Origin of the sequence: Clostridium sp. TF11-13AC (assembly GCF_003481065.1) — a bacterium.
GTDB classification, from domain to species: Bacteria; Bacillota; Clostridia; order Lachnospirales; family Lachnospiraceae; genus Otoolea; species Otoolea fessa.
In genome coordinates this window covers 117333-142999 of record NZ_QUKJ01000002.1, presented here as the reverse complement: position 1 = coordinate 142999, position 25667 = coordinate 117333, and the positions used below count along the sequence as shown (strand labels likewise).

The window sequence follows — 25667 nt, the reverse complement described above, 5'->3', positions numbered from 1 at the left end:
TATCTGTTATTTATCCGCTATAAATCCTCACATTTTTAAGTATCCTTTTTTCATTTTCTTTTTCTGTTTTAAATTTTATTCTGCAGACCATTATTTTTTATTTCAGATAACGCAAGCATATTTAAGAACAGAATTCTTGCACATACAAATTCCACATCGAAGATGTGATTTGCATAAATTTTTTCTTATTTATAATCCGTACAAATCCTACTTTCTCCCCGCAAAATACGCCTGCAGGTTCTCCCCTACATGCTCCAGATGCCGCTCCATCTCCCGGCGCGCCAGTGCCCCGTCTCCGGCTTCAATCGCTGCCAGAAGGCTTTCGTGTTCATTTTCCCGGACTTCGTCAGAGCGGACTGCCGCCTGGTTGAAGCGCGCATAAGCGTCCTGGTCGGTCAGGATGAGCTTTAACATTCGCAAGATAGACGGGCTGCCTGAGAGATGCGCGATTTTCAGATGGAACGCCAGATCTTCCTCGCTTCCCGCCCTTCCATGGCGGATTGCATAGAGATAGTCTGCCTGCAGATCTTTTAATTTCTGAAGTTCCTTCGGCTCTATCCGCTCTGCACATGCCTCCGCCGCATATCCTTCCAGGAGTTTCCGCACCAAAAGAATATCCTCCAGCCCGCTTTCTGTCTCCATCGACGCCGCCTCGATAAGCTCATTCGCCGCCTTCATCTTCTCCCGGCGTGACCGTTCTTCTTCCAGAAAGCGTTCGCCCTGCGGCGTCAGGATTCGCCCCTTGTTCTGCACCTTGACAAGCAGCCCTGCTTTCTCCAGCTCCAGAAGCTCCCGCCCGATGCTGGCGGACGGAAGATGCAGGATCTGCGCCAGCTGGAGTGCTCCCGCCGGAGTGTTTAAGTCCTGCATGGCTGTCAGTATTTCAAAGCTGCTGTTTCGTTTTTTCCCTGCCATTTTTCCACCTCAATACTATGTACTATTTCTATGATTGTATCATCATTTCCGATTCGTGTAAATCATCCCTTACTGTATCGTACGGAATTTTCAGTTCAGAAAATTCCCACCTGTGAACCGTTACAAGCAGGCTGCAGTTTGACAGCGAAAATGCCATAAAATAACAAAAAAAGCGAACCGCAGGGTACATTTTCTCACTCTGCGGTCCGCTTTGAATCTAAAATCATTTCAGATTTTGATCCATCTGTTTTTATTTATTACTTTTTATCTACATTGATGAACAGATAAGGAAGCCCTACGGAGTAGTACTGGATACCGCTTACATCCGGATTGGTCATAACGGCTACAGACTGTCCGTAAATCGGGAACAGAACACACTGATCTGCCAGCGTCTTCTCACAGCCAACTAAAGCTTCCCAACGAGCATCCTGGTCGAGTGCCAGATCGCCCTTCTTTGCGGACTGGATGGTTGCATCGTAGTCTGCATCGGAGAACTGGGAGTAGTTGGTGGAGCTGCCGGTTATCCACATATCCAGATCAGTCATCGGATCTGCGTAGTCCGGACCCCAGCGGGTAAGACCGATATCATATTCACCTTTCTGCATGTATTCCAGACGGGCTTTCTTCGGAAGTACCTGAAGTTCGATGGTCAGACCCGGCAGGTTGTTCTGCCACTCGCTCTGTAAGAACTGTGCAACAGCCTGTGCAGAATCAGTATCTTCACACATTAAAGTGAAGGATAAGGAATCTTTGCCAAGCTCGCCAAGGCCTGTCTTCCACAGCTCTTTTGCTGCCTCTACATCGTAGGTCCAGCTGTCATATGCGCTGCCTGCTGCCTCACGGAAATCTTCGCCCTTTTCATTGGTTGCAAGGCCCTGCGGTACGAAGTAATCCATCGGTGTGGAACCATCCTTCAGAACACGGGTTGTGATCGCTTCTTTGTCATACGATTTTGCCAGTGCCTTACGGATATTTACATTGTCAAGCCCCTCTTTCTTCATGTTCGGGGTCAGATACCAGTTGTAACCGTCACTTCTGGTGGAGAATCTCGGATCATCCTCATACTGCTCTACCAGGTTACCGCTTAAGGTTACAACGTCCAGATCGCCATTCTCAAAAGAAAGGGCTGCTGTCTGGCTGTCGGTAATGATCGAGAACTCAACGCCGTCGAGTTTCACATCGGATGCGCCGAAGAACTGATCATTCTTTACTAATTCTACCTTCATGGCAGACGGCTCATAGGAAGATACCTTGAACGGACCATCTGCTAACAGGGTATCTGCGGAAGTTGCAAAGTTACCGCCGCAGCTCTCTACAAATTTCTGATTTAAAGGCAGGAAGCATGCGCCGGATGCCATCAGGTAATCAAAGATAGCACACGGAGAGCTTAAAGTTACGACTAATGTCTTATCGTCCGCTGCCTCTACACCCAGTTCCTCAACCGGTTTTTCACCTGTTGTTACCTCTTCTGCATTTGCGATGCAGGCAGTTGTGATAAAGAACTGGTAATCACTTGCAGTTGCCGGATCGGCTACTCGTCTCCATGCGTAAACGAAATCGTTTGCCGTTACCGGATCGCCGTTGGACCATTTTGCGTCGTCACGGATCTTGAAGGTCAGGGTCAGACCATCCTCGGACTTCTCCTCACTCTCCGCCACGCCATAAACCGGAGCACCTGACTCATCCTTGGTCATCAGACCCATCATAAACTGGGAGATAACACCACTGGATGTGTAGTCGTTGGAAAGTGCCGGATCCAGGGAGTCTACCAGAGTGCTTGCCTGATAGCGAAGCACCTTGCCGCCCTCAGCCGAGCTGCCGCCCTCTTCGCTTCCAGATTCAGCCGCTGCTGTCTCTGTTGTCTGGGTCGAGCCGCCGCAGCCTGCCAAAAGTCCAGCAAACATGGCAGAAGCCAGCGTCCACGCCATTACTTTTCTTAGCTTCATAATACTTCCTCCTTTTTTGTTTTTTTAATAAAACCAAACCATTCCCGTTTCATGCTGCATTTCCTGGTCCCGGCTGTCTATCCTCAGTTGTCTGCTGGTTCGGCTCATCTATAAAATCACCCGCTAAACAGGTCATTTTATCACATTTATTATGGTTGATTTTGTGCCGGAATGCATCGGCTTTCTTTTAAATCTACACCCATTTTTCCAAATCTGCATCGGTTCCGCGCACAAAATGTGTGCCCTCAATCTGATGCATCGTACCTGCGCCGTAATCCAGACCGCTCGTCTTATAATCATAGTGCAGTGCAATCCGGCTGCGCTCTACCACCGGGTTCGGGTTCGGGATCGCCGAAATCAGGCTTCGGGTGTACGGATGTACCGGATGGGAGAAGATCTCCTCCGTCGTGCCCGTCTCCAGAAGGTAGCCCAGATGAAGAACGCCGATGCGGTCGGAAATATATTTAACCATCGAGAGGTCGTGGGCGATGAAGAGGTATGCAAGCCCCGTCTCGTCCTGGATGTCCTTCATCAGGTTGACAACCTGCGCCTGAATGGACATATCGAGCGCCGAGATACACTCATCGGCAATGATCAGCTTCGGGTTCATGACAAGCGCCCGGGCGATGCCGACACGCTGCCGCTGACCACCGGAAAACTGATGCGGGTACCGGTTTGCATGTTCCGGCGCCAGACCTACCTTGTGGAGGATGTCTGCCACCATCTCGGTCCGTTCTTTCTGGGAATGGTACCGGTGATGGATATCCAGCCCCTGTGCAATGATATCCGCTACTTTCTGGCGCGGATTTAAACATGCCATCGGATCCTGGAAAATCATCTGCATATCACTTCTGAGTCTCGCCTCTGTCTGGCGGCTCATTTTTCCGGAAATATCCATCCCGTCAAAGGTAATTTGTCCTGCGGTCGGATCGTAAAGGCGGATCAGCGCCCGCCCGATCGTCGTCTTTCCCGATCCGGATTCCCCCACAAGACCATAGGTCTCGCCCGGATTGATATAAAAACTGACATCCTCAACCGCTTTTACGGTAAATTTCCGGCTGACCGGAAAGTATTGCTTGAGTCCTTTTACTTCCAGAAGGGGCTTTTTGTTTGTCTCTGTCACTGTACTCATGCGATTCCCCCCTCTTTCTTCATTCTCTCAATTCGATCCCGAAGCTCCGGCGGCATATCGACCTTCGGCGCCTTCGGATGCAGCAGCCATGTCGCGGCGCTGTGCGTCTCCGATATCTTGAACATCGGCGGCTCCAGACGACTGTCAATGTTTAACGCATATTTATTCCGCGGTGCAAACGCATCGCCCGTTACCTTGTGAAGCAGGTTTGGCGGGCTGCCCGGGATTGTGTAAAGACGTTCGTCGTCCGTTCCCAGATCTGGCATCGCGGAGAGAAGTCCCCATGTGTACGGGTGGCGCGGATCGTAGAATACATCCTCGACCGTGCCGCTCTCGACGATCTTGCCTGCATACATGACGTTGACATAATCGGCAACCTTCGCAACGACGCCCAGATCGTGCGTGATATAGATAACCGACAGCTGCCGTTTTTTCTGAATCTCCTGAATCAGTTCCAGAATCTTCGACTGAATCGTAACGTCCAGCGCCGTCGTCGGCTCGTCGCAGATTAAAAGCTCCGGATCGCACGCCAGTGCGATCGCAATGACAATTCTCTGGCGCATACCACCGGAGAGCTGGTGCGGATAGTTTTTGATTCGCTTCTCCGCGTCGGTGATGCCGACCAGCTTCATCAGCTCCAGCGCCTTCTTATATGCCTCTTCCTTCGGTGTATGGTAATGCCAGATCATGCCTTCCATGATCTGTTTCCCAACCGGCATCAGCGGGTTTAAGGAGGTCATCGGATCCTGGAAGACCATCGCGATCCGTTTTCCGTTGATATGGCGGCGGATTTCCTCTTTTTTCATCTGCAGAATTTCTCTGGTGACCCGTTCCTCCGGGTTACGGTAATATGAAAATGTGATCTGTCCGCGGTCGATCGTTCCGTTCTTTGCCAGGATTCCCATGATCGCCTTCGCAGAAACCGATTTACCGGAACCGGATTCCCCAACGATTGCAACCGTCTCGCCCCGGTTTACCGTCAGGTTGACACCCCGGACGGCATTGACCACTCCGGCTGTCGTCTCGAAGGAAATGTCCAGATTCCGCACTCGTAAAATTTCTTCTTTTTTCTCCATGCCATTTCCTCCTACATATCCTTCATCTTCGGATCCAATGCATCACGCAGACCATCCGCCAGCATGTTAAAGCACAGCATCAGAAGTCCCATGACAATTAACGGGAACACGATCATGTACGGATGGCTTGTAAAGTTCTGATATCCACTCGAAATCAGGGAACCCAGCGAAGCCATCGGCTCCGGCACACCCAGGCCAATAAAGGCTAAGAATGCCTCGGTAAAGATCGCATGCGGGATCGAGAACATCGTCTGTGTAATCAGAGGACCAAAAATATTTGGTAAAATCTCTTTGAAAATAATGCGGAAACTCTTTGCTCCCAGCGTCCGGGAAGCAAGCACATATTCCTGCTCTTTCAGCTTTAAGACCTCCGCGCGGGCGATTCGGCTCATGCCCAGCCACCCGGAAAACATCAGGGCGAACGTGATGGACATAAGCCCCGGTTTCATGACTAACAAAAGCAGGGTAACCGTGATCAGGTACGGAATACTGTTTAGTATCTCGACGATACGCTGCATGATCATATCGACTTTTCCACCAAAATATCCGGATACAAGTCCATACGTCAGACCAAACGCAAGGTCGATGAATACCGCCAGCACCGCTACATACAGGCTGATCCGCGTTCCGCTCCAGGTTCTGGTCCAGAGGTCGCGTCCCAGCGAATCGGAACCAAACCAGTAGTAGGTATCGGTCAGATCGTTGCTCTCATAATAGTTGATTTCTTTACTTCCGGTGGATGTACGGATCGTCTCAGAACCATCTAAGATACCCATATTTTCCAGTCCCGGCACTCTCGGCGCCATGTTCTGGTTGGTAATAATCTGCTGATCGTAGGTAAACTGGTTCATGTGAGGTCCGACAAGCGCCATCACAATCAGAAACAGAATACAGACAAAGCTGAACATTGCGCCCTTATTTTTCTTAAACCGTGCAATTGCCTCTTTCCAGTAGCTCTGGCTTGCAAAGTTTGTATCGACATGTTCAAAGCCGTCTTTGTGCTGGAATTCAAAATCATCGTCCAGGAATTCGATCTGGCTTAAATATTCTTCGGGTGATAACACATGCTCCCGAACAGAAGCCGCATCCCCACCTGTCATTTTCTCATCTGTCTTTTCGTCACTCCGTTTTTTCATGCCATCACCTCTCAATCCGATTTCTTCGCCAGACGGATTCTCGGGTCGATAATTCCGTACAGGACGTCAACCACCAGCATCAGGACAATGTACATGACACTGTAGATAAATGCCAGCGAAATCGTCACGTTGTAATCGTTGGACTGAATCGCTGCAATCATTAAACTTCCGATGCCCGGAATCGAGAAGATCTTCTCGATAACCAGGGAACCAATCATCAGATCGACAACCAGCGGCGCCAGTACCGTAATGATCGGGATCAGCGCGTTTCGAAGTGCATGGCGCACCAGAAGCGGGCGTCCCGTGATTCCCTTGCTCTCCGCAAGCAGCATGTAGTCGCTGTCCAGCACCTCCAGAAGGGAGGTTCTCGTAAATCGAGCCACCGTCGCTACCGTAAACATCGACAGCGCCAGCATCGGCATGATCGACGATGCGAAGAACCTCTTGCCGTCAAACAGAAGCGGCAGCCACTGTGCCTTGTAGCCGATGAAATATGCCATAACCAATGCAAAAACATAGGACGGAAGGCTGACGCCCAGAACTGAAATCACAGTACAGATGGTATCAAGCCAGCTATTTTTCTTGAGCGCTGCCAGAATACCTAAAATCAGTCCGACTACCGCACCGAAGGAAACTGCCTCCAGTCCGATTCCAAAGCTGACCGGCACACGGTTCTTTAACAGAACCGAGATGGAGGTATCCTTGGAGATAACATACGATACACCAAAATCGCCCTGCAGCAGGTTCTTCACATACGTGAAAAACTGTACGATCAACGGTTTGTCCAGTCCATATTTCTTCGACATCATCGCAATCTGATCCGCGGTCAGCTTTTCATCGTTGAACGGAGATCCCGGCATCAGCTGCAGCAGCATAAAAAGTACCAGGATGATGATCAGAAGCGTGACAAGAGAAATCATGATACGTTTTCCGATATATTTCTTCATGTCCGTACTCCCTTCTTTCTTATATAATACATCTCTCTCCTTCTCTTATAGCCCGGATATTCTTTCAACTCCGAAGTATAAAATAAGACAAACGGTTTTGTCTCTCTATTCCTGCATCCACACGCGCATATGCGTCATGCCGCGGTTGCACCATGCATAGTACGGAATTGCCTGCAGGGTTACCACCTCTTCCGGTGCCGCATCTTCTGCATAAAGCGCCGGATTAACCGCTGTTTTCTTCCGGCAGCCCGTCACGCGCAGCGCCACGATACCTTCCAGCAGATCCGCCTGATACGGAAGCGCTTCAATCTTCGCCTCCCGCGGAATCCGCAGTGTCTGAAGATCCTCTCCGTTGTCCACGCCCTCAAAGGTGTAGATGATTGGTCCGCGTCTGAGTGCCACGCATCCGGCATCCGCCCGCACCATCGGGTGTGCATAGACCCGCTCCGGCTCCATCTCCATCTCGCAGGAAACAGTATCACCAGGCTGCCAGCTTCTCTGGATCATCCAGTAGCCCTTGTCTGTCTTGACTGCCCCGGAAACCGGTATGTCATTAACCTTCACCTGCATCTGATGGCACCAGCCCGGATAACGGACTGCCAAAGTAAATTCTGCTCCCGCCTTCTCCGGTTCTACCGTGTAGGTAACGGATCCGTTCCACGGATATTTCGATGTAAGCGCTATCTTCACGCCGCCCGCCGTTTCAAAGGAAGCCGTTCCCCCGACAAACAGGTGGGAATAGATCGTATCTTCACTTGAAGACCATACATAAGAACCAAGTGAAGTCATCAGACGCGCCAGGTTCGGAGGGCAGCATGCACAGTCATACCAGCCGATCCGCTCCGGCGTGTACTCTTCCTCGCCGTATGCGTTGGTCGGCATGCCCGGATTGGCTTCAAGCTGATTGATATAAAAGAATTTCGTTCCGTCTAACTGCATGCCGCTGATGGTTCCGTTGTAAATCTCCCGCTCCAGAATATCTGCATACCGCGCGTCCGGATCCGCCTCCAGCATCTGTTTCGCGAAGAAGCAGACCCCCACCGCCGCACACGTTTCCGCGTAAGCGGTATCATTCGGCAAATCATAATCCACGGTAAATGCCTCGCCGTAATAGGTGGAACCGATTCCACCCGTTATGTACATCCGCCGGTCTACCATGTTGTCCCACATCTTCCGGCAGGCCGCCATCAGCGCCTCATCATGATTCTGCGCTGCCAGGTTTGCCGCCGCCGTCAGAAGATACATACAACGGACCGCGTGTCCTTCCACCGTATCCTGCTCACGCACCGGCTTGTGGTTCTGCATGTAGGACGGCGGCTGCTTGTCCATGTAATCGGTGCGGCTCCAGCTTCTAGCCGCCGCTTCTTTATGGAAGAACTCCGGATCCCGTCCGCGCTCATCGATAAAATATGCCGCCAGCTTCCGGTATCTCTCTTCCCCGGTCGCCTGATAAAGCCGCATCAGCGCCAGCTCGATCTCCTCATGTCCCGGAATGCCGGTTACTTTGCCTGCTTCCCGTCCGAACCGCCGATCGATATGATCGCACAGCTTGCAGCAGATATCTAAAAGCTTCGTCTTTCCCGTCGCCTGATAGTACGCGACGCCTGCCTCCGTCATATGTCCGGCGCAGTACATCTCATGGCAGTCCGTCAGGTTCTGCCACTTATGTTCCGGCTCCGCCGCAATGAAATAGGTATCCAGGTAGCCGTCCGGCTGCTGCGCCCGCCCGATCAGGTCGATGATCGCATCGGCACGCGCCTCCAGCTCTGGATTTGCCTCGACGGTCAGTGAGTACGCCACCGCCTCCAGCCATTTCGCCAGGTCGCTGTCCTGAAATACACGCCCGTAATACGTTCCTTTCTCATCTCCCGCTGCAATGCGGAAGTTTTTAATCACATGGCTCTTTCGGATTCCGGACACCTCATCGTGAAGCACCCGTTCCTGATACGGAAGCATCGTGTGAATTACCACATTCTGTACCCGCGAAAAGAACGGGTCGTCTATCTTTACCTGTTTCAAATCAATGAAACTTGTCTCCTTTTTTACCATTCACAGAAAACCTCCTGATTTATTATTCACTTATCCGTAAGCGCCTATCAATAATCTGAAAAAGACTTCTTTTTTTGTATGTTTTCTTATAAGTATACCATTCAAATAGTGGAAAAGCGATCTAACACATTTTGCATATTATAGAAAAGAATACGCGTATTTTTATAGAACAAAATCAGCCTGATTTCATTCTTTCTTTTTCTCTGATTTTTCATTCATCCTCTCTTATTTTCCCAAGTATAGTGTTTTATTTCTGCAAATATAAGGAATTTTCCAAACAGATTCTTGCTGTTTTTCTCTCTATTTGATATAATAAAATTGATATTTTAAATTTGTTTAACAACCTGACAAAGTTGTCCTGTTTTTCGTTTGCTTCTCTGCGATTCAGACAGGATTCCTGTTACGTGGCTGTTTTTTTAACGGGAGTACATACATCATGAATTTTATTAATTTAAACTGTCCACCCCTTCCTTATTTTATCGTCGGAGGCGGATGTGTTTACCGCCCCGGCGATATCCATGAGCGCCGGACGATCCGAAATGTCTTTGATCTTATCTATGTTCACAGCGGAACTTTGTATCTCGAACAGGATCCGTTCCGCATTGAACTGAATGCCGGGCAGTTTTTTATCATTACCCCCGATACCCCGCACCGCGGCAGCCGCGTCTGCCAGGAAAAGACCACGACGAGCTGGGTGCATTTCTATACCAACGGCAAATACAGCCTGTCCGATGAATTTTACCCGGACAACGTAACCCGGCGCGCCGCGCCGAAATTTTACTATTCGCCGCAGAATTTCATTCTCTCCCTGCCGCGCACCGGCACCGTGCCGGAAGCCAACCGGGAGAAGCTGGAAAAGTATCTGCAGCGGATGAACCTGGTTTCTTTCAGCAAATACACACAGAAAAAGAGCTTTCCGTCCTCCGTGCGGACGCCGTTTGAGCTCCAGAATGATTTCATTGAATTTCTCCAGGTTCTCTATGCGCCGTACTGCTACAGCCGCGAGAAGGAAAGCATCGCCCGGACGCTGCGCGACTATCTGGATGCCCACTACACGGAGGAGATCTCCTTAAACGATCTGGCGCGCCAGTATTCCTACAGCCCGTCCCACTTAATCCGCAGCTTCCACCAGGCATACGGTGCCAGCCCGATGCAGTACCTGAAAAAACTGCGGATCGAACACGCCTCCCAGCTTCTCCTCCACTCCGACGCCACGATCCAGTCGGTCGGTGAGATGGTAGGACTGCGGATCCCATCCTATTTTATCCGCGTATTTAAGCAGGAGATCGGCATCACCCCGGCGCAGTACCGGATGTTTTACGCAGAAGAGAATGGGGGGAGTGAGGCGCCTTAGAGGCGATTCACAGCTGGTGTTTTTTACTATCTATTTGTTTTCGTAAGAACTGTCATGAGCGTGGCAGTTCTTTTTTATACACAAACCAGTGAACAGTTTTTTAATGTATCTATCAGTTCCTCTACATCAGCTATTGTTTAAGTCAGTTATCCGCACATTGAAAATCCTTTATATTTAATGTAACACTGTGTGTATACAAAGGAGGAAATTCCGAATTGAAAACTGTCACGATTAAACTTCGCATTCATAAACTTCTGGCTGAAAAACGTCTGACGAAATACCGTTTTATCGCCATGACCGGGCTTGGCTATAAAAATGCCAGCCGGATTCTGGACAATGAAACTGAATCCATCCGCTTCAGCACCATCGCCCGCATCTGCTCCGCACTGGACTGTACGCCCGGCGATCTATTTGAAGTTCATGAGGAAGAAGATCCTTACGATGGAATGTATTAAACATTCGGAAACAAGTGATTTCATGTGCGGATCGCACGCAAAAAAAGAGCTGTCCATCGACGGTTTGCACCAGCTTTTGTGACAGCTCTTTTTAGCGATCCTATTTTCAAGTAAAAAGCGTTCTTACGCGGTTACTGCAGCAATTTCTGTAACTCCCTCTCTGTAAACCTGAACTTTCCTATTTTCCCTGCTTCCGCAGCTTTTTAAGCTCCAGAATCCTCTGATTCCGGCTGCCGCGGAACTGGAGCGTCAGATCCTTCTCTGCCTCGACAAACTCGCCGTCCACCAGCACATCCACGTAGGACAACATCTCGTCTGTCACCTCTGTATGGACCACGCCGCCGGCTGCCAGATCCCGATCCCACAGATAGCCGCTGTAGCACCAGATATCCTTCTCCGGATACGTCTCGCGCACCTTCTGAAGTAAATGTACCAGCTCCACCTGGTTTTCCGGCTCAAACGGTTCTCCGCCGAGCAGCGTAAAGCCCTGTATATATCCCGGCTCCAATGCCGCTAAAATCTCTTTCTCCGTCTCTTCTGTATATAACTGTCCATATCGGAAATCCCACGTCTCCGCATTGAAACAGCCCTTGCAGTGATGGCGGCAGCCCGACACAAACAAGCTGACGCGCACGCCAGGACCGTTGGCAATATCATGCTTTTTAATGGTTCCGTAATACATATCTTCCTCCCCTAGACCAATGTACTCTCGGAGGCTTTCACCACATCCTACAGATGCAGCACCCGATCGCGGATCTCCTGGGTACGTCCCTGATTCCAGAACTGAGTTCCGATGTAGCCGCAGGTACGACGTGCGACAAAGAGCTTGTTCTGGTCGCGGTTGCCGCAGTTCGGGCACTCCCACACCAGCTTGCCAGCCTCATCCTCAACAATCTTGATCTCGCCGTCATAGCCACACTTCTCACAGAAATCACTCTTGGTGTTCAGCTCCGCGTACATAATGTTATTGTAGATAAACTGCATTACAGAGAGAACTGCCGGAATATTAGTCTGCATATTCGGCACCTCGATGTAGCTGATCGCACCGCCCGGGGAGAGCTTCTGAAACTCTGCCTCAAATTTCAGCTTACTGAACGCATCAATCTTCTCGGATACGTGTACATGGTAGCTGTTCGTGATATAGTTCTTATCCGTAACGCCCGGAATGATACCGAAGCGCTTCTGCAGGCATTTTGCAAATTTATAAGTCGTAGACTCCATCGGCGTGCCGTATACAGAATAGCTGATGTTCTCCGCCTCTCTCCACTCTTTGCATTTATCATTCAGACGTTGCATAACTTTCAGTGCAAATGGCTTCGCCTCCGGATCGGTGTGGGATTTTCCTAACATCCGCATACACATCTCATACAGACCTGCATATCCCAGAGAAATCGTAGAATAGCCGTTGTACAGGAGTTTGTCGATCGTCTCACCCTTTTTCAGGCGGGCAAGCGCACCATTCTGCCACAGAATCGGCGCCACATCGGAGATCGTGCCGAGCAGCCTCTCATGACGGCAGCGGAGCGCACGATGGCACAGTTCCAGTCTCTCATCGAGAATCTGCCAGAAACGGTCCATATCTCCCTCCGAAGAACAAGCCACATCGACCAGGTTAATCGTGACAACCCCCTGGTTGAAACGTCCATAGAATTTATGCCTGCCGTTCGGCAGCATCTGGGAATCCTCTACCGTCAGGAAAGAACGGCAGCCCATGCACGGGTAAACCTCGCCCTTCTTTAATTCTTTCATAATCTTAGCGGAAATGTAGTCCGGAACCATCCGTTTCGCGGTACATTTCGCTGCCAGCTCAGTCAGGTGCCAATATTTCGAACCTTCCGTAATATTGTCCTCATCCAGCACATAGATAAGCTTCGGGAACGCCGGTGTAATCCAGACGCCCTTTTCATTCTTGACGCCCTGCATTCTCTGCAGCATCACTTCCTCGATGATCATCGCAAGGTCATCTCTGGTCCGTCCCTCCGGAACTTCGTCCAGATACATAAATACCGTGACAAACGGAGCCTGTCCGTTACAGGTCATCAGGGTGATAAGCTGGTACTGGATCGTCTGGATGCCGCTCTTAACCTCCTCGCGCAGACGGCGTTCGGTCACGCGGTTGATGATATCCTCATCCAGTGCCTCGCCGCACTCGGTGCGCTCTGCAATCACGTTCTTGCGCAGCTTCTGACGGCTGATGTCCACAAACGGTGCCAGATGCGCCAGAGTAAAGGACTGTCCGCCATACTGGTTGCTGGCTACCTGCGCCACGATCTGGGTGGTCACGTTGCAGGCCGTAAAGAAACTGTGCGGCTTCTCGATCATCGTCTCACTGATCACAGTGCCATTCTGCAGCATATCCTCCAGATTGATCAGGTCGCAGTTGTGCTCCTTCTGTGCAAAATAGTCGGTATCATGGAAATGGATGATGCCTTCCTCATGCGCGCGGACGATCTCCTCCGGCAGCAGCACACGCTTGGATAAGTCCTTGCTGACCTCGCCCGCCATGTAGTCACGCTGGGTCGAGTTGATGACCGGGTTCTTGTTGGAGTTTTCCTGATTCACTTCTTCATTAATATGGTCCAAAAGTGCCAGGATGCCGTTATCGGTCGTGTTGGACTTGCGTTTTAACTCCCTGCGGTAGCGGTAGCGCACATATTTCTGTGCAACCTCATAACCACGCATCTCCATAATGCTGGTCTCTACCATATCCTGGATATCTTCCACATTCACCGCGTGCGGCATCTCCTGCACCTGCTCGGCGATCGTATCTGCAATCGCTTCAATCTGGTACGGGTTCATCTGGTGAATACGCTCCACATTGCCGTTTGCTTTCGTGATCGCATTTACGATCTTCGCCCGGTCAAAATGTACTTCTTCTCCATTTCGTTTGATTACATTGGTTGTTACTGTGTCTTCCATCCCTGTTCCCTCTCCTTACCCTTAAGCCCGTTTTATGACTTGTCTTCTATAATCTATAAATTGACTCGCCGGTTCCTGTTTCTGTGATTTCTCTTTCTACTTTTATGGCATACATCGAACATCCATCTGTATCCATTTCCCGTCCCCCAGCTTACTCTCATTTCCTCATTCATGAGAGCAGCGCCTTCTTCTGACAGGCTATTTTTCATGTCCGGATGCCTTCACTGACAGGATTCTTTTCCGTTCCGACTTGTCTTACGATTGGCTTTATTTTTGATTTGTATTTAGGTAATTTTTAGAATTACACACAAAATATTGAACTCGTTTTCTTTCATAACACAATATATAGTGTGTTTGTCGTGACGTATTTAAGCATACACCAATTAGATTAAAAATGGAAGAGGATTCCCCTATATTTTTTCGAATCAGAATTTTGCACAAAAATCATTTTCTCCCTTTACAAACACCCAAATCTGTGATCCCCTTTCCACGACGTTCTTTCCAGACTTATCCACCGTCCCATGTGCAAAACCCACCTCGTCATTTCTCCCATGGCTGCATCCCATATACCCTCTGAGTCTCCTTCGCCCATACCCTTATCTGTTTTAAAAATACCGAAAATAATGCTTTTTAAAATATTTTTAAAAATATTTAAAAAACTGTTGACATTTTATTCTGGATGGAGTAGAATAACTCATGTCTTACGGATGAGGCATCCGCAAGAAAACAAAATAAGCGCCTTTAGCTCAGTTGGTAGAGCAGTAGACTCTTAATCTATTTGTCCAGGGTTCGAGTCCCTGAAGGCGCACTATCAAGTGCTTGTTTCGCAGACCGAGAGCTGTGGGGCAGGCACTTTGTGTTTAGGCAATGAGGCGTGCAAAATAAAAAAGGTATGGCTTCTGAGGCGTTGTGCTCGCACATAAGCATCAGAAGTTATACCTTTTTTGTTTTATAGGGCGAATGCCCTACAGCGAGGAAAAGCGCCAGCTTTTTCGAGCTGCCGCACGCCGGATTTCAAAGATGCGACTCTTTTCAAACTGCCCCACGCCGGACTCCAAAGACGTAGCTTTTACAGCGCCCGCCCAATCGCCTTCTCCACTTCCTTCTTTGAACTAGCGCCGACTTCCTTGCTGAACACTTCCCCATTCCGGAAAATAATCATCGTCGGGATCGACATAACCTTATACTGGACTGCAATATCCGGGTTCTCATCGACATTCAGCTTTCCGATCTTCACTCTTCCCTCATACTCGCCCGCCAGCTGCCCGATCACCGGCGCCATCATCTGGCACGGACCGCACCAGTCTGCATAAAAATCAACCAGTACCGGAATCTCCGATTTCAGTACCTCCTCCTCAAAATTCGCGGTCGTAAACTTCATCTCCATCACTCATTTCCTCCTTTCGTTCTATCCATACAGGCAGTCAACAGAAGTGCCCTGTTTCTCTTTACGACGGCTTCTTTTTACCGCCTCCCAGTGCCTTTGCTGCCTCTTCCATCGATTTTTTCCATTTTAACGCCTGTTTATTCAGTTCCACCTTATCGCTGGTCGCCTGAATAAGTTTTCGTGTAAGCTGCTTTTTAATATCCATTCCTGACTTCTGGCAAACGCTCTGCGCGCCTCGTTACCATTCATGTGAGTCCAGGTTTCTCACAAAAAGCACCGCCGCGCATCCAGCCATCCTTCTTTATATTATAGTAAATATATGCAGCTTTTATTTTCTTTATTCCGGCTCTGCCAGCTCAGATAACCGTCAAATCCTGCCCGATTTGTTACTGTTCACGCATACGTGCCCAGTAACGATTTTCCTACCGCACTGCCACCAGCTTGCAGATCGGCTTGCCCTGCGCCGAGAACTTTGCCTCGTACTCGGTCATGACGTTGCCCTCTGCCATCTCACTGTGGTGCAGGTCACGGGTATATTCTGTGATGCGCCAGCCCGCCTCCGGGATAGCTTCCAGAGAATAGGAAAATAAATCCTGGTTATCCGTCTTGAACTCGACTCTTCCATCCTTCTGGAGAATCTGATCGTACACTGCCATAAATGGCGGCGAGGTCAGTCTCCGTCTCGCATGGCGGTCCTTCGGCCACGGATCCGAAAAATTCAAATAAATCCGCTCTACTTCCCCCGGTCCAAAAATCTCTGCCAGTTCTCTGGCATCCTCACATAAGAAATAGATATTGGACAGTTCCATCTGTTCTCTCTTGCGGATCGCCTTTAAAAGAACCGTCGAATATTTCTCAATACCCACAAAATTCACATCCGGGTTGCGGGACGCCTGCTCCAAAATAAACTGACCTTTACCCATACCCACCTCGATACGGATCGGATGGTCATTTCCAAAAATCTGCTGCCAGGTTCCCTTCTTCTCCTTCGCCCCATGAACCACATGCGGGGTTTCTTCTATCATCTGCTCTGCGCCCGGTATATGGCGTAATCTCATCTTCGTTCCTCCTGCTGTCTACAATCTGCGCCGTCCCGGATGGACTTTCTTCCGTACCGTATCATTCCGTTGAGACGCCCCGGCTTACCCGCCGGATCTATCCTTATCTTACCATTGAAGCCCCCATTTCGCAAGCAAAGGTGCTCTATTTTCACACCATTTTACGATCCCCGTGTTACTGTTCACGCATACGTGCCCAGTAACGGAATTCGCCGTGGCTTCGCATTTAAATACGGCAAATTCCTGCTGCCCCCACGTTTTCTTGCGGCACTTTCGACTCCAAAAATGCCTGCCCATAAACAGCCTCCACTCTCCTCCATGCCGTCCTTTCTAATCCGTCCGACTTTGTGTCCTTTTCTTACGAATTTCATAACTTTTCCAATTTTTATCATTTTATAGATGAATAATTCAAGCGATTATATTATAATAATTTTAGAACAAAACCAAACATACGGTCACGAAATGGCTGCCGTCTTTTCACCCCTTCGCCGGACATTCAAAAGTCAGTATCCGTCCGGGAACAGACGCCGGCACGCCGGTTTCGGACCTGCATCATATACACAGGAGGATATGCCTATGGGAACAACAGCTAACACAGGTCAGAGCACCTGGGAACAGATCCACGGCGGGGTCCGCGAGACCGAGCGCCTGATCGGACAGAAGAATTATAACCTGGCGATGGTGAAAGCCCGCCAGACCCTTGAATACATGGTCAAATGCCTCTGCGAGCGGTATGGCATTCTGGAAACCGGTCTTCTGGAGATGATCGACGCCCTCTACAGCGCCGGAAAAATCAGCAAGACCACCTGCGAACATTACCACAAGATCCGCACGATCGGCAACAAGGCGATCCATGAGGGAGACAACAGCGCCTACAACGCCAATCAGGCGCATCACCTTCTGTCGCAGGAGGTCTACACCTTCGCAAATGACTACAATGACACAAAAAAATCCACCCGGGCTTCCCGAAGTGCAGCTCCAACCTCCGCTTCTTCCCGCCTCCGCGGGAACAGCCGCCATCCCTCTGCCGGCTCTGGAAACGGAAAACCTGCCGGCACACGTTCCGGCAGCTCCGGGGGACGCCGTCCGCGCGCCTATGCAGGCGGTCCGTCTTTTGAATTTCGAAGCATTATTAAACCAGTGCTTCTGATTATTATTATCATCCTGCTGCTTTTGATCATCAAGATGATACGCCCTGCGACGGATGCCAAACCGGATTCTACTGCAGCCGTCAGCACCGAATCGCTGGCTCCAGAAACCGAGGCAGAGACCGTTGCCGCAGAATCGACCGTTTACCGGACCACCGATACAGTCAATGTCCGTCCGGAACCATCCACCGACACTGACAGGATTGGCGTTCTGGCACCAGATACCGATGTGGAATATCTCCGTGATTACGACGAAAAATGGGCGGTAATCAGCTACAACGGACAGGAAGCCTACGTTTCCAGAGACTTTATCCGGCAGGTTTCGCAGTAATCAGCCAAAAAAGGAACCATACATGCAGTGATTCTTCTCCCTGACATACATGGTTCCTTTTCATTTTCTTTGTACAATGGTTCATCACTTTCGCAATTATACTTTCCGCAATGAATCCCTGAATTTACTCAACTCAAATTTTACTTCAAATCCCGAATTTTCTCCGCCAGCGGCACAATCTCCTCCAGCGAATTTAACTCATAGTCCGCCAGACTCCGGTCAAAGGAAAAACGGTTATCGATGAGCGCCGCCACTGTCATTCCCGCGCAGTGCCCCGCCGTGATGCCGACCGTCGAATCCTCAATCACAAGGCACTCCTCCGGCTGCAGGCCCATCTGCTCCGCCGTATAGAGGTAAACCGCCGGATCCGGCTTGCTGCGCTTGAACGTACTCGCACTGATCATCCGCTCCAGACGGGACGCCACGCCATTTTCCTTTAAAATGCGCTCCACCTGCTCAATATTCGTCGCGGATGCGACCGCCAGCCGGAAGCCCTCTGCTTTCAGGCGATCCATCACATCCAGAATCTCCGGGCGGAAGATCGAGAGATAATCAATCGAATTAAAAATGTCCGTCCAGCGCCCCAGATACTCGTCATGCAGCTCCTGCCAGGTCTGACCATTGTGGATCGCCTTCTCCACAACCATCCAGCAATCCTGCTTCGTCGTCCCCACCGTCCCGTGCAGACTCTCCAGAGTCACCTCCGGATTTTTCGTTTTTGCATATTCATACAGATAATTCAGATAAATTCCTTCACTGTCAATGATGACCCCATCCATATCAAAGATGACTGCCTTTATCATATTCGTATCCTCTCTCTTTCTGCTCCAGATTATAACATCTTCCCCCAGTATACAGGAATCACCCGCCAGCTGACAAGCCCCTATTCCACCCTCCCGCCATTCTTTCGAAAAATTTATTACTGTTCACGCATCGTGCCCAGTAACGGAATTTGCCGTGGCTTCGCATTTAAATACGGCAAATTCCTGCTACCACCATGTTTTCTTACGGCACTTTCGGTTCCAAAAGTGCCTACCCGTAAACAGTAACAAAAATTTCACATATTTTTCCATTCCGCGCCTTTTCATGCTTCCCCGAAACTGTTATACTGGATAGCGAAGCGGAAACTTTGACATACAGAGCCGTTTCAAGGGAAATAGAACAAACAACCCATTTACAAATTTATCACATAGAATGAAAGGCTGCAGCTGTACCACAACCTGACAGCCGCGAAAGGTTTTATATGACACAGAAAAAAACATATTTAAGCTGGCTTCTGGGGCTTATCTGTGCTTTCAGTCTGATGATCGTGTTTCTGATCACTTCGGTGGAAGCCGTCGCCTACTGGACGCCGCGCGAATTTTTCAACGCCAGGGAGAAGGCGCACATGGCGGATGTCCGTAACCTCTTTCTCGGAGGACTGGCGCTGCGCCGCCTCTGCCTGTTTCTGGCAGCGGCATCGGTTGCACTGCTGGCACTTTTCAAGGTTCCGTTAAAACACCTGCTGCCACGGATGCTCTGCGCCGGGACGGTTTTATTTCTGGGCGTGACCGCCCTGCTTGCCGGGATCATTTCCACTGATTTTACGAAATATTTTATTATTTTCCACAAAATCTTCTTTACCAATGATCTCTGGCAGCTCGATCCGCGGACCGATCTTCTGATCAACATCGTGCCGGAACCATTTTTCATGGACACCGCCGCCCGGATCGGCATCACCTTCTGCCTGATGACCGGCGCCCTGTTTCTTCTCTGCCTTGCATGTATCCTGCGGGAACACCGCAGGGGCAAATCAGGGGCAGAAAATTCCGGAAATTCCGGAGGCGTCAGCTCTCCAGGTAGTTCCAGCCACCCGGCTGCTCCGGATTTGAAGACGAAAATAGCTGGCAGCACAGGCAGCAAGTTGTCCTTGTTTTTAATTGGTACACTTTTGCTGTCCCTGCTCGCCGCCCCGATGCAGGCGCTTGCCTCCACCGACTGGCCAGCGGACATTTCCATTGACTCCGATGCCGGGATCGTCATGGACGCCAACACCGGAGTCGTTTTATATGGAAAAAATATCCATGAAACCTACTCTCCTGCCAGTATCACGAAGGTTCTGACCTCCCTCATCGTTCTGGAGCACTGTTCCCTCGATGAGACAGTCACCTTTTCCGAGAGCGCGGTCTACAACGTGGAATCCAACAGCAGCAGCGCCGGATACGATACAGGCGATACTGCCAGCGTCAAGGACTGCCTCTACGCCCTGCTTTTAAAATCAGCCAATGAGGCTGCCAACGCACTCGCCGAGCACGTAGCTGGCTCCGCTGATGCATTTGCTGTTTTGATGAATGAAAAAGCCGCCGAGCTTGGGTGCCAGGATTCGCATTTTGCAAATCCGAGCGGTTTGAATAACGAGGAACACTATGTCAGCGCCTACGACATGGCGCTCATCACGCGGGCGGCATTTGAAAATCCTACGTTTGCCAAGATCGTCGAGACAACCTACTATAAACTGCCGCCGAACCAGAAAAATCCCGAGGGACAGGGCATCTCCCCGGGCAATAAGCTGGTCAAAAAGAACTGGCCGCAGTACTACCGTCCGGACGTCCTCGGCGGCAAAACCGGTTATACCTCCATCGCCCTCAACACACTGGTCAATGGTGCCAGACAGGGCGATACGACACTGATTACCGTCATCCTGCACAGCAACAACACGCAGTATGAGGATACCAGCCGGCTGCTCGACTTTGGATTTAACAATTTCCAGTCGGTCAAAATTGCAGATTATGATCAAACTTTTTCAAATATCGGAAAAGATTTGAAAATTGCAGATGTATCTACCGCCGGGGGCGAATCCCTGTCCATCGACCCAGATAGCCGCGTGGTACTTCCAAAAACAGCGGATTTCTCGGAGACAACGACCTCCTTCGACTATGAGATCCCGGCTGGCGCACCGGACGGCACGATCGCCTGTGTCACTTATTCGCTCGGCGATCACAAGGTTGGCCAGGCATATCTGACCCTCACCGACAGCAGCCAGACAGCGGCAGATATTCCCGAAAAGCTTGTATCCCAGGCGGCAACAGCTACCGCGCAGGACAGCTCCGACACTGCCCTTTCAAACGGCTCCTCGGAGGCCTTGCCGCTCTCCAATCCGCCCGAATCGGCTGCTAATCAGGAAAATAGTTCCACCGGTAAATCCTTTGGACAGCTGTTTCATATTTCCGTCCGCGTTCCACCGGCATTCATCGCTGCACTGACCGCCATTCTTGTCGTGATCGGCGCGGTCACCGCCGGCATCCGTTTTCTCCAGATGCAGCGCCGCCAGGAGGAGGACGCCCTCGCAGAACGCCGCAGACGGCGCGCGGAACGTCTGCGCGACAGCGGAATGTCCGAAGCAGATTTCGACCTGATGATGCAGGACCGCCGAACGGCGCTGGCGAAAAAAAGAAAGAAACGATCGCATAAAATCCCATAACTGACACAAAAAGAGTTACCAGATGTGGAAATTCTCTTCTTTTACCTTACTCTAAACAGGCAGGAGAAACATTTCCATATCCAGTAACTCTTTTCTATGAATTTTTTCTTTTCTCTAATTCCTATTTCATACGCTCCATCCGCCCGGCTGCCTTCACCCTACTCGGCTGTTTCTGCCGCCTTTCCAGACTTCTTCGCCTTGTTGCGTTCCGCGCGCTTCTTCTTCGTTTCCTCCTTCTTCTGCTCCACGTAGGCCGCTCCCTCTTCACCGACCAGCTTCGTCGTCTTAACAGCAAAGAACGAGCCGTCCTCCGACTTCTTCATCCGGATCTTTCCCTTCATATAACCGTGCTCCGGGCAGACCGCCAGACAGAAGTAAAATTTCTGGTTTGAGGAAAACCAGCGGATCTTTTTCCGCAAGGTCCGGCGGCATTTGTAACAAACCATCTCCGCCACACGCCGTTCCTCCAAAATCTCTTCCTTCGTCTCATGCTCACGCGACACAAATTTCGCATATTCTGGAAATTCCAGGTAGATCTCTTCCTCCTCCGTCAGCGGCGGCTGGTAATAATCCACTGAAACATACTCCATCATGCTGTAAAAGTCCATCTCACTCATGACACGCCCCGTGTAGTACGCATCATCCAGCGCCCGGTGGAACGGGCGGTCTTCCGTGAGGTGCAATTCCTCTACCACGGTATCTAACGACTCCTTTTGCTTGGTGCCGTGGATCAGGGCATAGATTTTCTGCAAATCATAATAGAGAAGCGGCGATGGAAACTGCAGCTCCATCCCGTGATATACCATATTCCGCTGCAATTCGGTCAGATCCATCGAGCCCCACGTACAGAACCGGTAATCATCCCCGCACCATTCTAAAAATTCGGTCATCGCACGCACAAAATCCTCGCCTTCTGTGTCAAGCTGCTCGATCGACATATGCGTCACTTCTGATATCTTATAATGCATCTGCCGATACACCCGCGGGCGGATCAGACGGCGAAATTCCGAAATGATTTGAAGATTTTTATTTAATTTTACCGCGCCTATCTCAATAATCTCAAATGGAAGCCGGTTCATCGAGCCTTCCTTGCCCGCCGGACTCTGGTTCCATTCCAGATCCAATACTATAAACTGTCCCATAATTCTCGTCTCTTTGTAACGGTTCCGTTTTCTCCGCGTTACCTCTTACTTTTCTTTCTTCACGTTGTCACTGTCCATAACTTTACCACAAATCTGTGTATAAGTCCATATCAGGTTACCGGGCACACATGTGGGGACAGTAATCTTTTTGTTACTATACACGGGTAGGCACTTTTGGAACCGAAAGTGCCGTAAGAAAACGTGGTGGTAGCAGGAATTTGCCGTATTTAAATGCGAAGCCACGGCAAATTCCGTTACTGGACACGTATGCGTGTACAGTAACATATTTTTTACATAGAACCACTGGCAGAGTGCTTCCATCTTTGCTATACTTCATGATAGAACGAAGAAGCATTTCTTTTATCAGAATGCTTTCTTCTAAGCTTTATTATGCACCTTGGGAGGGGCTTCTTATGGATTTAATACAACAATTTATCGATACATACAAGATGAAATGGACGTTCTACGACGCAGCAGGGCGGCTCGCGGCAGAGAAACTCCAGCTCGCCCTGCAAAATGCCGGTATCCGGGCGATCGTGACCTCTCGTGCCAAGAATCCCGCCAGACTCCGCACAAAAGTGCAGCGGCGCAATTCCAGACGTGAAGAACCATACCAGACAATCGAGGAAATCTACGACGACATTGCCGATCTGTCCGGTGTACGCGTCTCCCTGTATTTCCCCGGTGACCGCGGCAAGGTAGATGCGATCATCTCGGAGCTTTTCAACATCCTGGAATTTAAACAATTCCCGGAACAGTCGAAACCCCCGACTTACCACAAACGGTTTTCCGGCTATTGGGCGAACCATTACCGTGCGCGGATGCGCGATGAAATTTTGAATGAATCACAGAAAAAATACGGATCGGCGCGCATCGAGATCCAGGTGGCGTCCCTGATCATGCACGCCTGGTCTGAGGTTGAACACGATCTGATTTACAAGCCAATGCAGGGAACTTTATCCGAGGAAGAGCTGTCGATCTTAGATGAGTTAAATGGTCTGGTCCTTGCCGGTGAGATCGCGCTGGAACGCCTACAGGCAGCCGGAAATGAGCGGCTCCGCAGCCGCAATGCCGCGTTTGGAAGCCAGTACGAGCTGGCGTCCTATCTCTATAATTTCCTGAGCAGCCATCTCAAAACCGAGGACATCGAACTTCGAATGGGAAATATTGCCCTGCTCTACCGGCTTTTGCAGCGTTTACAGCTTACCGGTCTCAAAGATATTACCCCGATTCTTCGGTCTGTCAAATTTGAAAAGGATCGGCGCACCATTTCCCAGCAGATCATCGATCAGATTATCTCCGGCAATGAAAAGCGCTACCAGTGCTACCAGGAGCTGCGGACGGAACCGGAGACCGCCTCACCGGAAACCCTGCATGCAGTCAACCAGTTCCTCGAGGAGTGGGTGCCATTAGAGCGCCTGCTCAACAAGACTGCACGGCACACCTCGCCGCGTTCCCGCGGTGCCTTCAATATCAATACGCTCAAGCGGATGGATCTCTTTGACAAAGAAATGATCAACCAGATTGTCCAACTCCGCAAGCTGCGGAATGTCCTGATCCACGACATCGAGCTGCCGGACCAGGCACAGATTCTCCGCTGTACGGAGGAAGCGAAAGCACTTCTGGCACAGCTGACCGGACAGCATGACGCAATGGCAGACGGAGAAAACGGTGAGAAAAACAGCCACGCAGAAAACACATAGGACACAAACGCGCCAATCACCAAAAATGCAAAACATCAGATAACAAAAAAACAACGATAAAAGCCATCCAGTTTTTAGCCGGATGGCTTTTTATTTTACATATTTGATTCTTTTCAGAACCGCTTCCAACATCGAAACACGATGTTTTACATTCTAATTTTGCATTCCAAATTCAGAAGCTTCTTAAATTAGAAATCAACCTCTGTATCATAGAAGCAACAGGTCAGAAGTTTCGCCATCTGCTCCGGATTGATCGAACGCGGGTTGGAACCGGTACATGCATCGCCAACTGCCAGCTCTGCTACGGTTGCCAGTTTGTCATTGAATTCTTTCTCATCAATGATTCCGCCCTCATAGAGCTTAATGCTCGGAGCGATATTTAACTGCTTGTTCATCTCTTTGATCTCGGCGATCAGAGCGTCAACCAGAGCCTCGTCGCTGTCTCCCTGTAAACCGATGAACTTCGCGATATCTGCATAACGGGAAGCTGCCTCTGGTTCCTTGGAGTTAAATTTAATAACCTTCGGAAGATACATCGCATTCGCTGCACCGTGAACGATATGTCCGCCGGAGTAAGCAGCACCTGTCTTGTGTGCCATGGAATGGACGATACCAAGCAGTGCATTGGAGAATGCCATACCTGCCAGGCATTGTGCGTTGTGCATACGTGCTCTCGCTTCTTTGTCGCCATTGTAAGATTTAACCAGATAGGTATGAATCATCTTGATTGCGTGAAGTGCCAGCGGGTCGGTGTAATCACAATGAAGTGTGGATACATACGCCTCGATCGCATGGGTCATCGCATCCATACCGGTGTTTGCGGTCAGCTTCTGCGGCATGGTCTCAGCCAGCTCCGGATCCACGATCGCTACATCTGGTGTGATATTGAAATCTGCTAACGGATATTTGATACCCTTATGATAATCGGTAATAACGCTGAATGCCGTAACCTCAGTTGCTGTACCAGAAGTAGACGGAATCGCGCAGAATTTTGCTTTTGTACGCAGTGTCGGGAAATTGAACGGAGTGATCAGATCCTCAAACTTGGTATCTGGATACTCGTAGAATGCCCACATCGCTTTCGCTGCATCAATTGGAGAACCACCGCCGATCGCTACGATCCAGTCCGGACCAAATTCCTGCATAAGCTTTGCGCCCTTCATAACAGTCTCAACGCTCGGATCTGGCTCTACTCCCTCAAACAGAGCCACTTCCATGCCAGCTTCTTTCAGATAATCTTCTACTTTCTGAAGGAAACCGAAGCGTTTCATGGAACCACCGCCAACGACAACGACTGCCTTTTTGCCTTTCAGATTTTTCAGTTCCGCTAAAGATCCTTCTCCATGATAGAGATCCCTCGGTAATGTAAATCTAGCCATATTGATACTACCTCCTGTTAATTTTTTAACCACCCTATACCCAGATTATAACACGCGTTCTGGTGGATTTCAACTGTTTTAACTATTTATTTTTGATATATTTGTATATTTTTCAAAAATTTTACATTTT

At 49.9% G+C, this 25667-nt stretch carries 20 protein-coding genes and 1 tRNA gene; 6 read left to right on the top strand and 15 right to left on the bottom strand.

All coding sequences use genetic code 11. From position 1 onward, the window contains the following. Positions 1-207 precede the first annotated feature (207 nt). From DXD12_RS04880 to DXD12_RS04850, 7 genes are all read right to left on the bottom strand, one after another. A complete protein-coding gene (locus DXD12_RS04880) occupies positions 208-915 on the bottom strand; it encodes an FCD domain-containing protein (RefSeq protein WP_118493254.1) in 708 nt (235 codons plus the stop codon). Between the two features lie 257 nt (positions 916-1172). Continuing rightward, positions 1173-2861 (bottom strand): peptide ABC transporter substrate-binding protein, encoded by a 1689-nt coding sequence (locus DXD12_RS04875; RefSeq protein ID WP_227589458.1) that lies wholly within the window; start codon positions 2859-2861, stop codon positions 1173-1175. A 193-nt stretch (positions 2862-3054) separates the two neighbouring features. Next, a complete protein-coding gene (locus DXD12_RS04870; protein WP_022359121.1) occupies positions 3055-3993 on the bottom strand; it encodes an ATP-binding cassette domain-containing protein in 939 nt (312 codons plus the stop codon). After that, positions 3990-5069: an ABC transporter ATP-binding protein gene (locus DXD12_RS04865; RefSeq protein WP_022359122.1), complete on the bottom strand. Its 1080-nt coding sequence runs from the start codon at positions 5067-5069 to the stop codon at positions 3990-3992. The genes DXD12_RS04870 and DXD12_RS04865 overlap by 4 nt, the downstream gene beginning before the upstream one ends. 11 nt (positions 5070-5080) lie before the next feature. Next, positions 5081-6205 (bottom strand): oligopeptide ABC transporter permease, encoded by a 1125-nt coding sequence (opp3C, locus tag DXD12_RS04860; RefSeq protein WP_227589457.1) that lies wholly within the window; start codon positions 6203-6205, stop codon positions 5081-5083. Between the two features lie 11 nt (positions 6206-6216). After that, positions 6217-7152 carry an ABC transporter permease gene (locus DXD12_RS04855; RefSeq protein WP_118524694.1) on the bottom strand — a complete coding sequence of 312 codons (936 nt, stop codon included), beginning with the start codon at positions 7150-7152 and terminating at the stop codon, positions 6217-6219. A gap of 105 nt (positions 7153-7257) precedes the next feature. Continuing rightward, entirely contained in the window at positions 7258-9201 is a 1944-nt protein-coding gene (locus DXD12_RS04850; RefSeq protein ID WP_118637606.1) for a beta-L-arabinofuranosidase domain-containing protein, read from the bottom strand. Between the two features lie 436 nt (positions 9202-9637). On the opposite strand from DXD12_RS04850, the gene DXD12_RS04845 reads away from it, so the two are divergent. Both DXD12_RS04845 and DXD12_RS04840 read left to right on the top strand, forming a co-directional pair. After that, positions 9638-10555, top strand: coding sequence for an AraC family transcriptional regulator (locus DXD12_RS04845; RefSeq protein ID WP_118637604.1), 918 nt, complete (start codon positions 9638-9640; stop codon positions 10553-10555). Positions 10556-10770: 215 nt separating this feature from the next. Beyond that, positions 10771-11010, top strand: coding sequence for a helix-turn-helix transcriptional regulator (locus DXD12_RS04840; protein WP_022359127.1), 240 nt, complete (start codon positions 10771-10773; stop codon positions 11008-11010). A gap of 178 nt (positions 11011-11188) precedes the next feature. On the opposite strand, the gene nrdG is transcribed toward DXD12_RS04840, so the two are convergent. Further along, on the bottom strand, positions 11189-11692 hold the full coding sequence (gene nrdG, locus DXD12_RS04835) for an anaerobic ribonucleoside-triphosphate reductase activating protein (protein ID WP_118637602.1): 504 nt from the start codon (positions 11690-11692) through the stop codon (positions 11189-11191). 47 nt (positions 11693-11739) lie between these two features. Then, the gene (gene nrdD / locus DXD12_RS04830; protein ID WP_022359130.1) at positions 11740-13929 is read right to left on the bottom strand and encodes an anaerobic ribonucleoside-triphosphate reductase; all 2190 of its coding nucleotides are present in this window, start codon (positions 13927-13929) and stop codon (positions 11740-11742) included. A gap of 735 nt (positions 13930-14664) precedes the next feature. Here nrdD and DXD12_RS04825 point away from each other — a divergent pair. Then, a tRNA-Lys gene (locus DXD12_RS04825) sits at positions 14665-14737 on the top strand. Between the two features lie 261 nt (positions 14738-14998). On the opposite strand, the gene trxA is transcribed toward DXD12_RS04825, so the two are convergent. The 3 genes from trxA to trmB form a co-directional block, all read right to left on the bottom strand. After that, positions 14999-15316, bottom strand: coding sequence for a thioredoxin (gene trxA / locus DXD12_RS04820; protein WP_022359131.1), 318 nt, complete (start codon positions 15314-15316; stop codon positions 14999-15001). Positions 15317-15377: 61 nt separating this feature from the next. Then, complete coding sequence (locus DXD12_RS15245; RefSeq protein WP_181357206.1) at positions 15378-15521, bottom strand: hypothetical protein; 144 nt, start codon at positions 15519-15521, stop codon at positions 15378-15380. Between the two features lie 217 nt (positions 15522-15738). Then, on the bottom strand, positions 15739-16374 hold the full coding sequence (gene trmB / locus DXD12_RS04815) for a tRNA (guanosine(46)-N7)-methyltransferase TrmB (RefSeq protein ID WP_022359132.1): 636 nt from the start codon (positions 16372-16374) through the stop codon (positions 15739-15741). 576 nt (positions 16375-16950) lie between these two features. Between trmB and DXD12_RS04805 the strand changes: the two genes are divergently transcribed. Then, the gene (locus DXD12_RS04805) at positions 16951-17853 is read left to right on the top strand and encodes an SH3 domain-containing protein (protein WP_118468986.1); all 903 of its coding nucleotides are present in this window, start codon (positions 16951-16953) and stop codon (positions 17851-17853) included. A gap of 140 nt (positions 17854-17993) precedes the next feature. Here DXD12_RS04805 and DXD12_RS04800 read toward each other — a convergent pair whose 3' ends face one another. Next, positions 17994-18656 (bottom strand): HAD family phosphatase, encoded by a 663-nt coding sequence (locus DXD12_RS04800; protein ID WP_107000922.1) that lies wholly within the window; start codon positions 18654-18656, stop codon positions 17994-17996. 440 nt (positions 18657-19096) lie between these two features. Between DXD12_RS04800 and DXD12_RS04795 the strand changes: the two genes are divergently transcribed. Further along, positions 19097-21313: a TIGR01906 family membrane protein gene (locus DXD12_RS04795; protein ID WP_118637598.1), complete on the top strand. Its 2217-nt coding sequence runs from the start codon at positions 19097-19099 to the stop codon at positions 21311-21313. A gap of 158 nt (positions 21314-21471) precedes the next feature. On the opposite strand, the gene DXD12_RS04790 is transcribed toward DXD12_RS04795, so the two are convergent. Beyond that, positions 21472-22455 carry a 3'-5' exonuclease gene (locus DXD12_RS04790; protein WP_118637596.1) on the bottom strand — a complete coding sequence of 328 codons (984 nt, stop codon included), beginning with the start codon at positions 22453-22455 and terminating at the stop codon, positions 21472-21474. A 413-nt stretch (positions 22456-22868) separates the two neighbouring features. Here DXD12_RS04790 and DXD12_RS04785 point away from each other — a divergent pair, with 413 nt between their 5' ends. Continuing rightward, positions 22869-24158: a RelA/SpoT domain-containing protein gene (locus DXD12_RS04785; RefSeq protein ID WP_118637594.1), complete on the top strand. Its 1290-nt coding sequence runs from the start codon at positions 22869-22871 to the stop codon at positions 24156-24158. 188 nt (positions 24159-24346) lie between these two features. On the opposite strand, the gene DXD12_RS04780 is transcribed toward DXD12_RS04785, so the two are convergent. Beyond that, entirely contained in the window at positions 24347-25537 is a 1191-nt protein-coding gene (locus tag DXD12_RS04780; protein ID WP_022359140.1) for an iron-containing alcohol dehydrogenase, read from the bottom strand. Positions 25538-25667 lie beyond the last annotated feature (130 nt).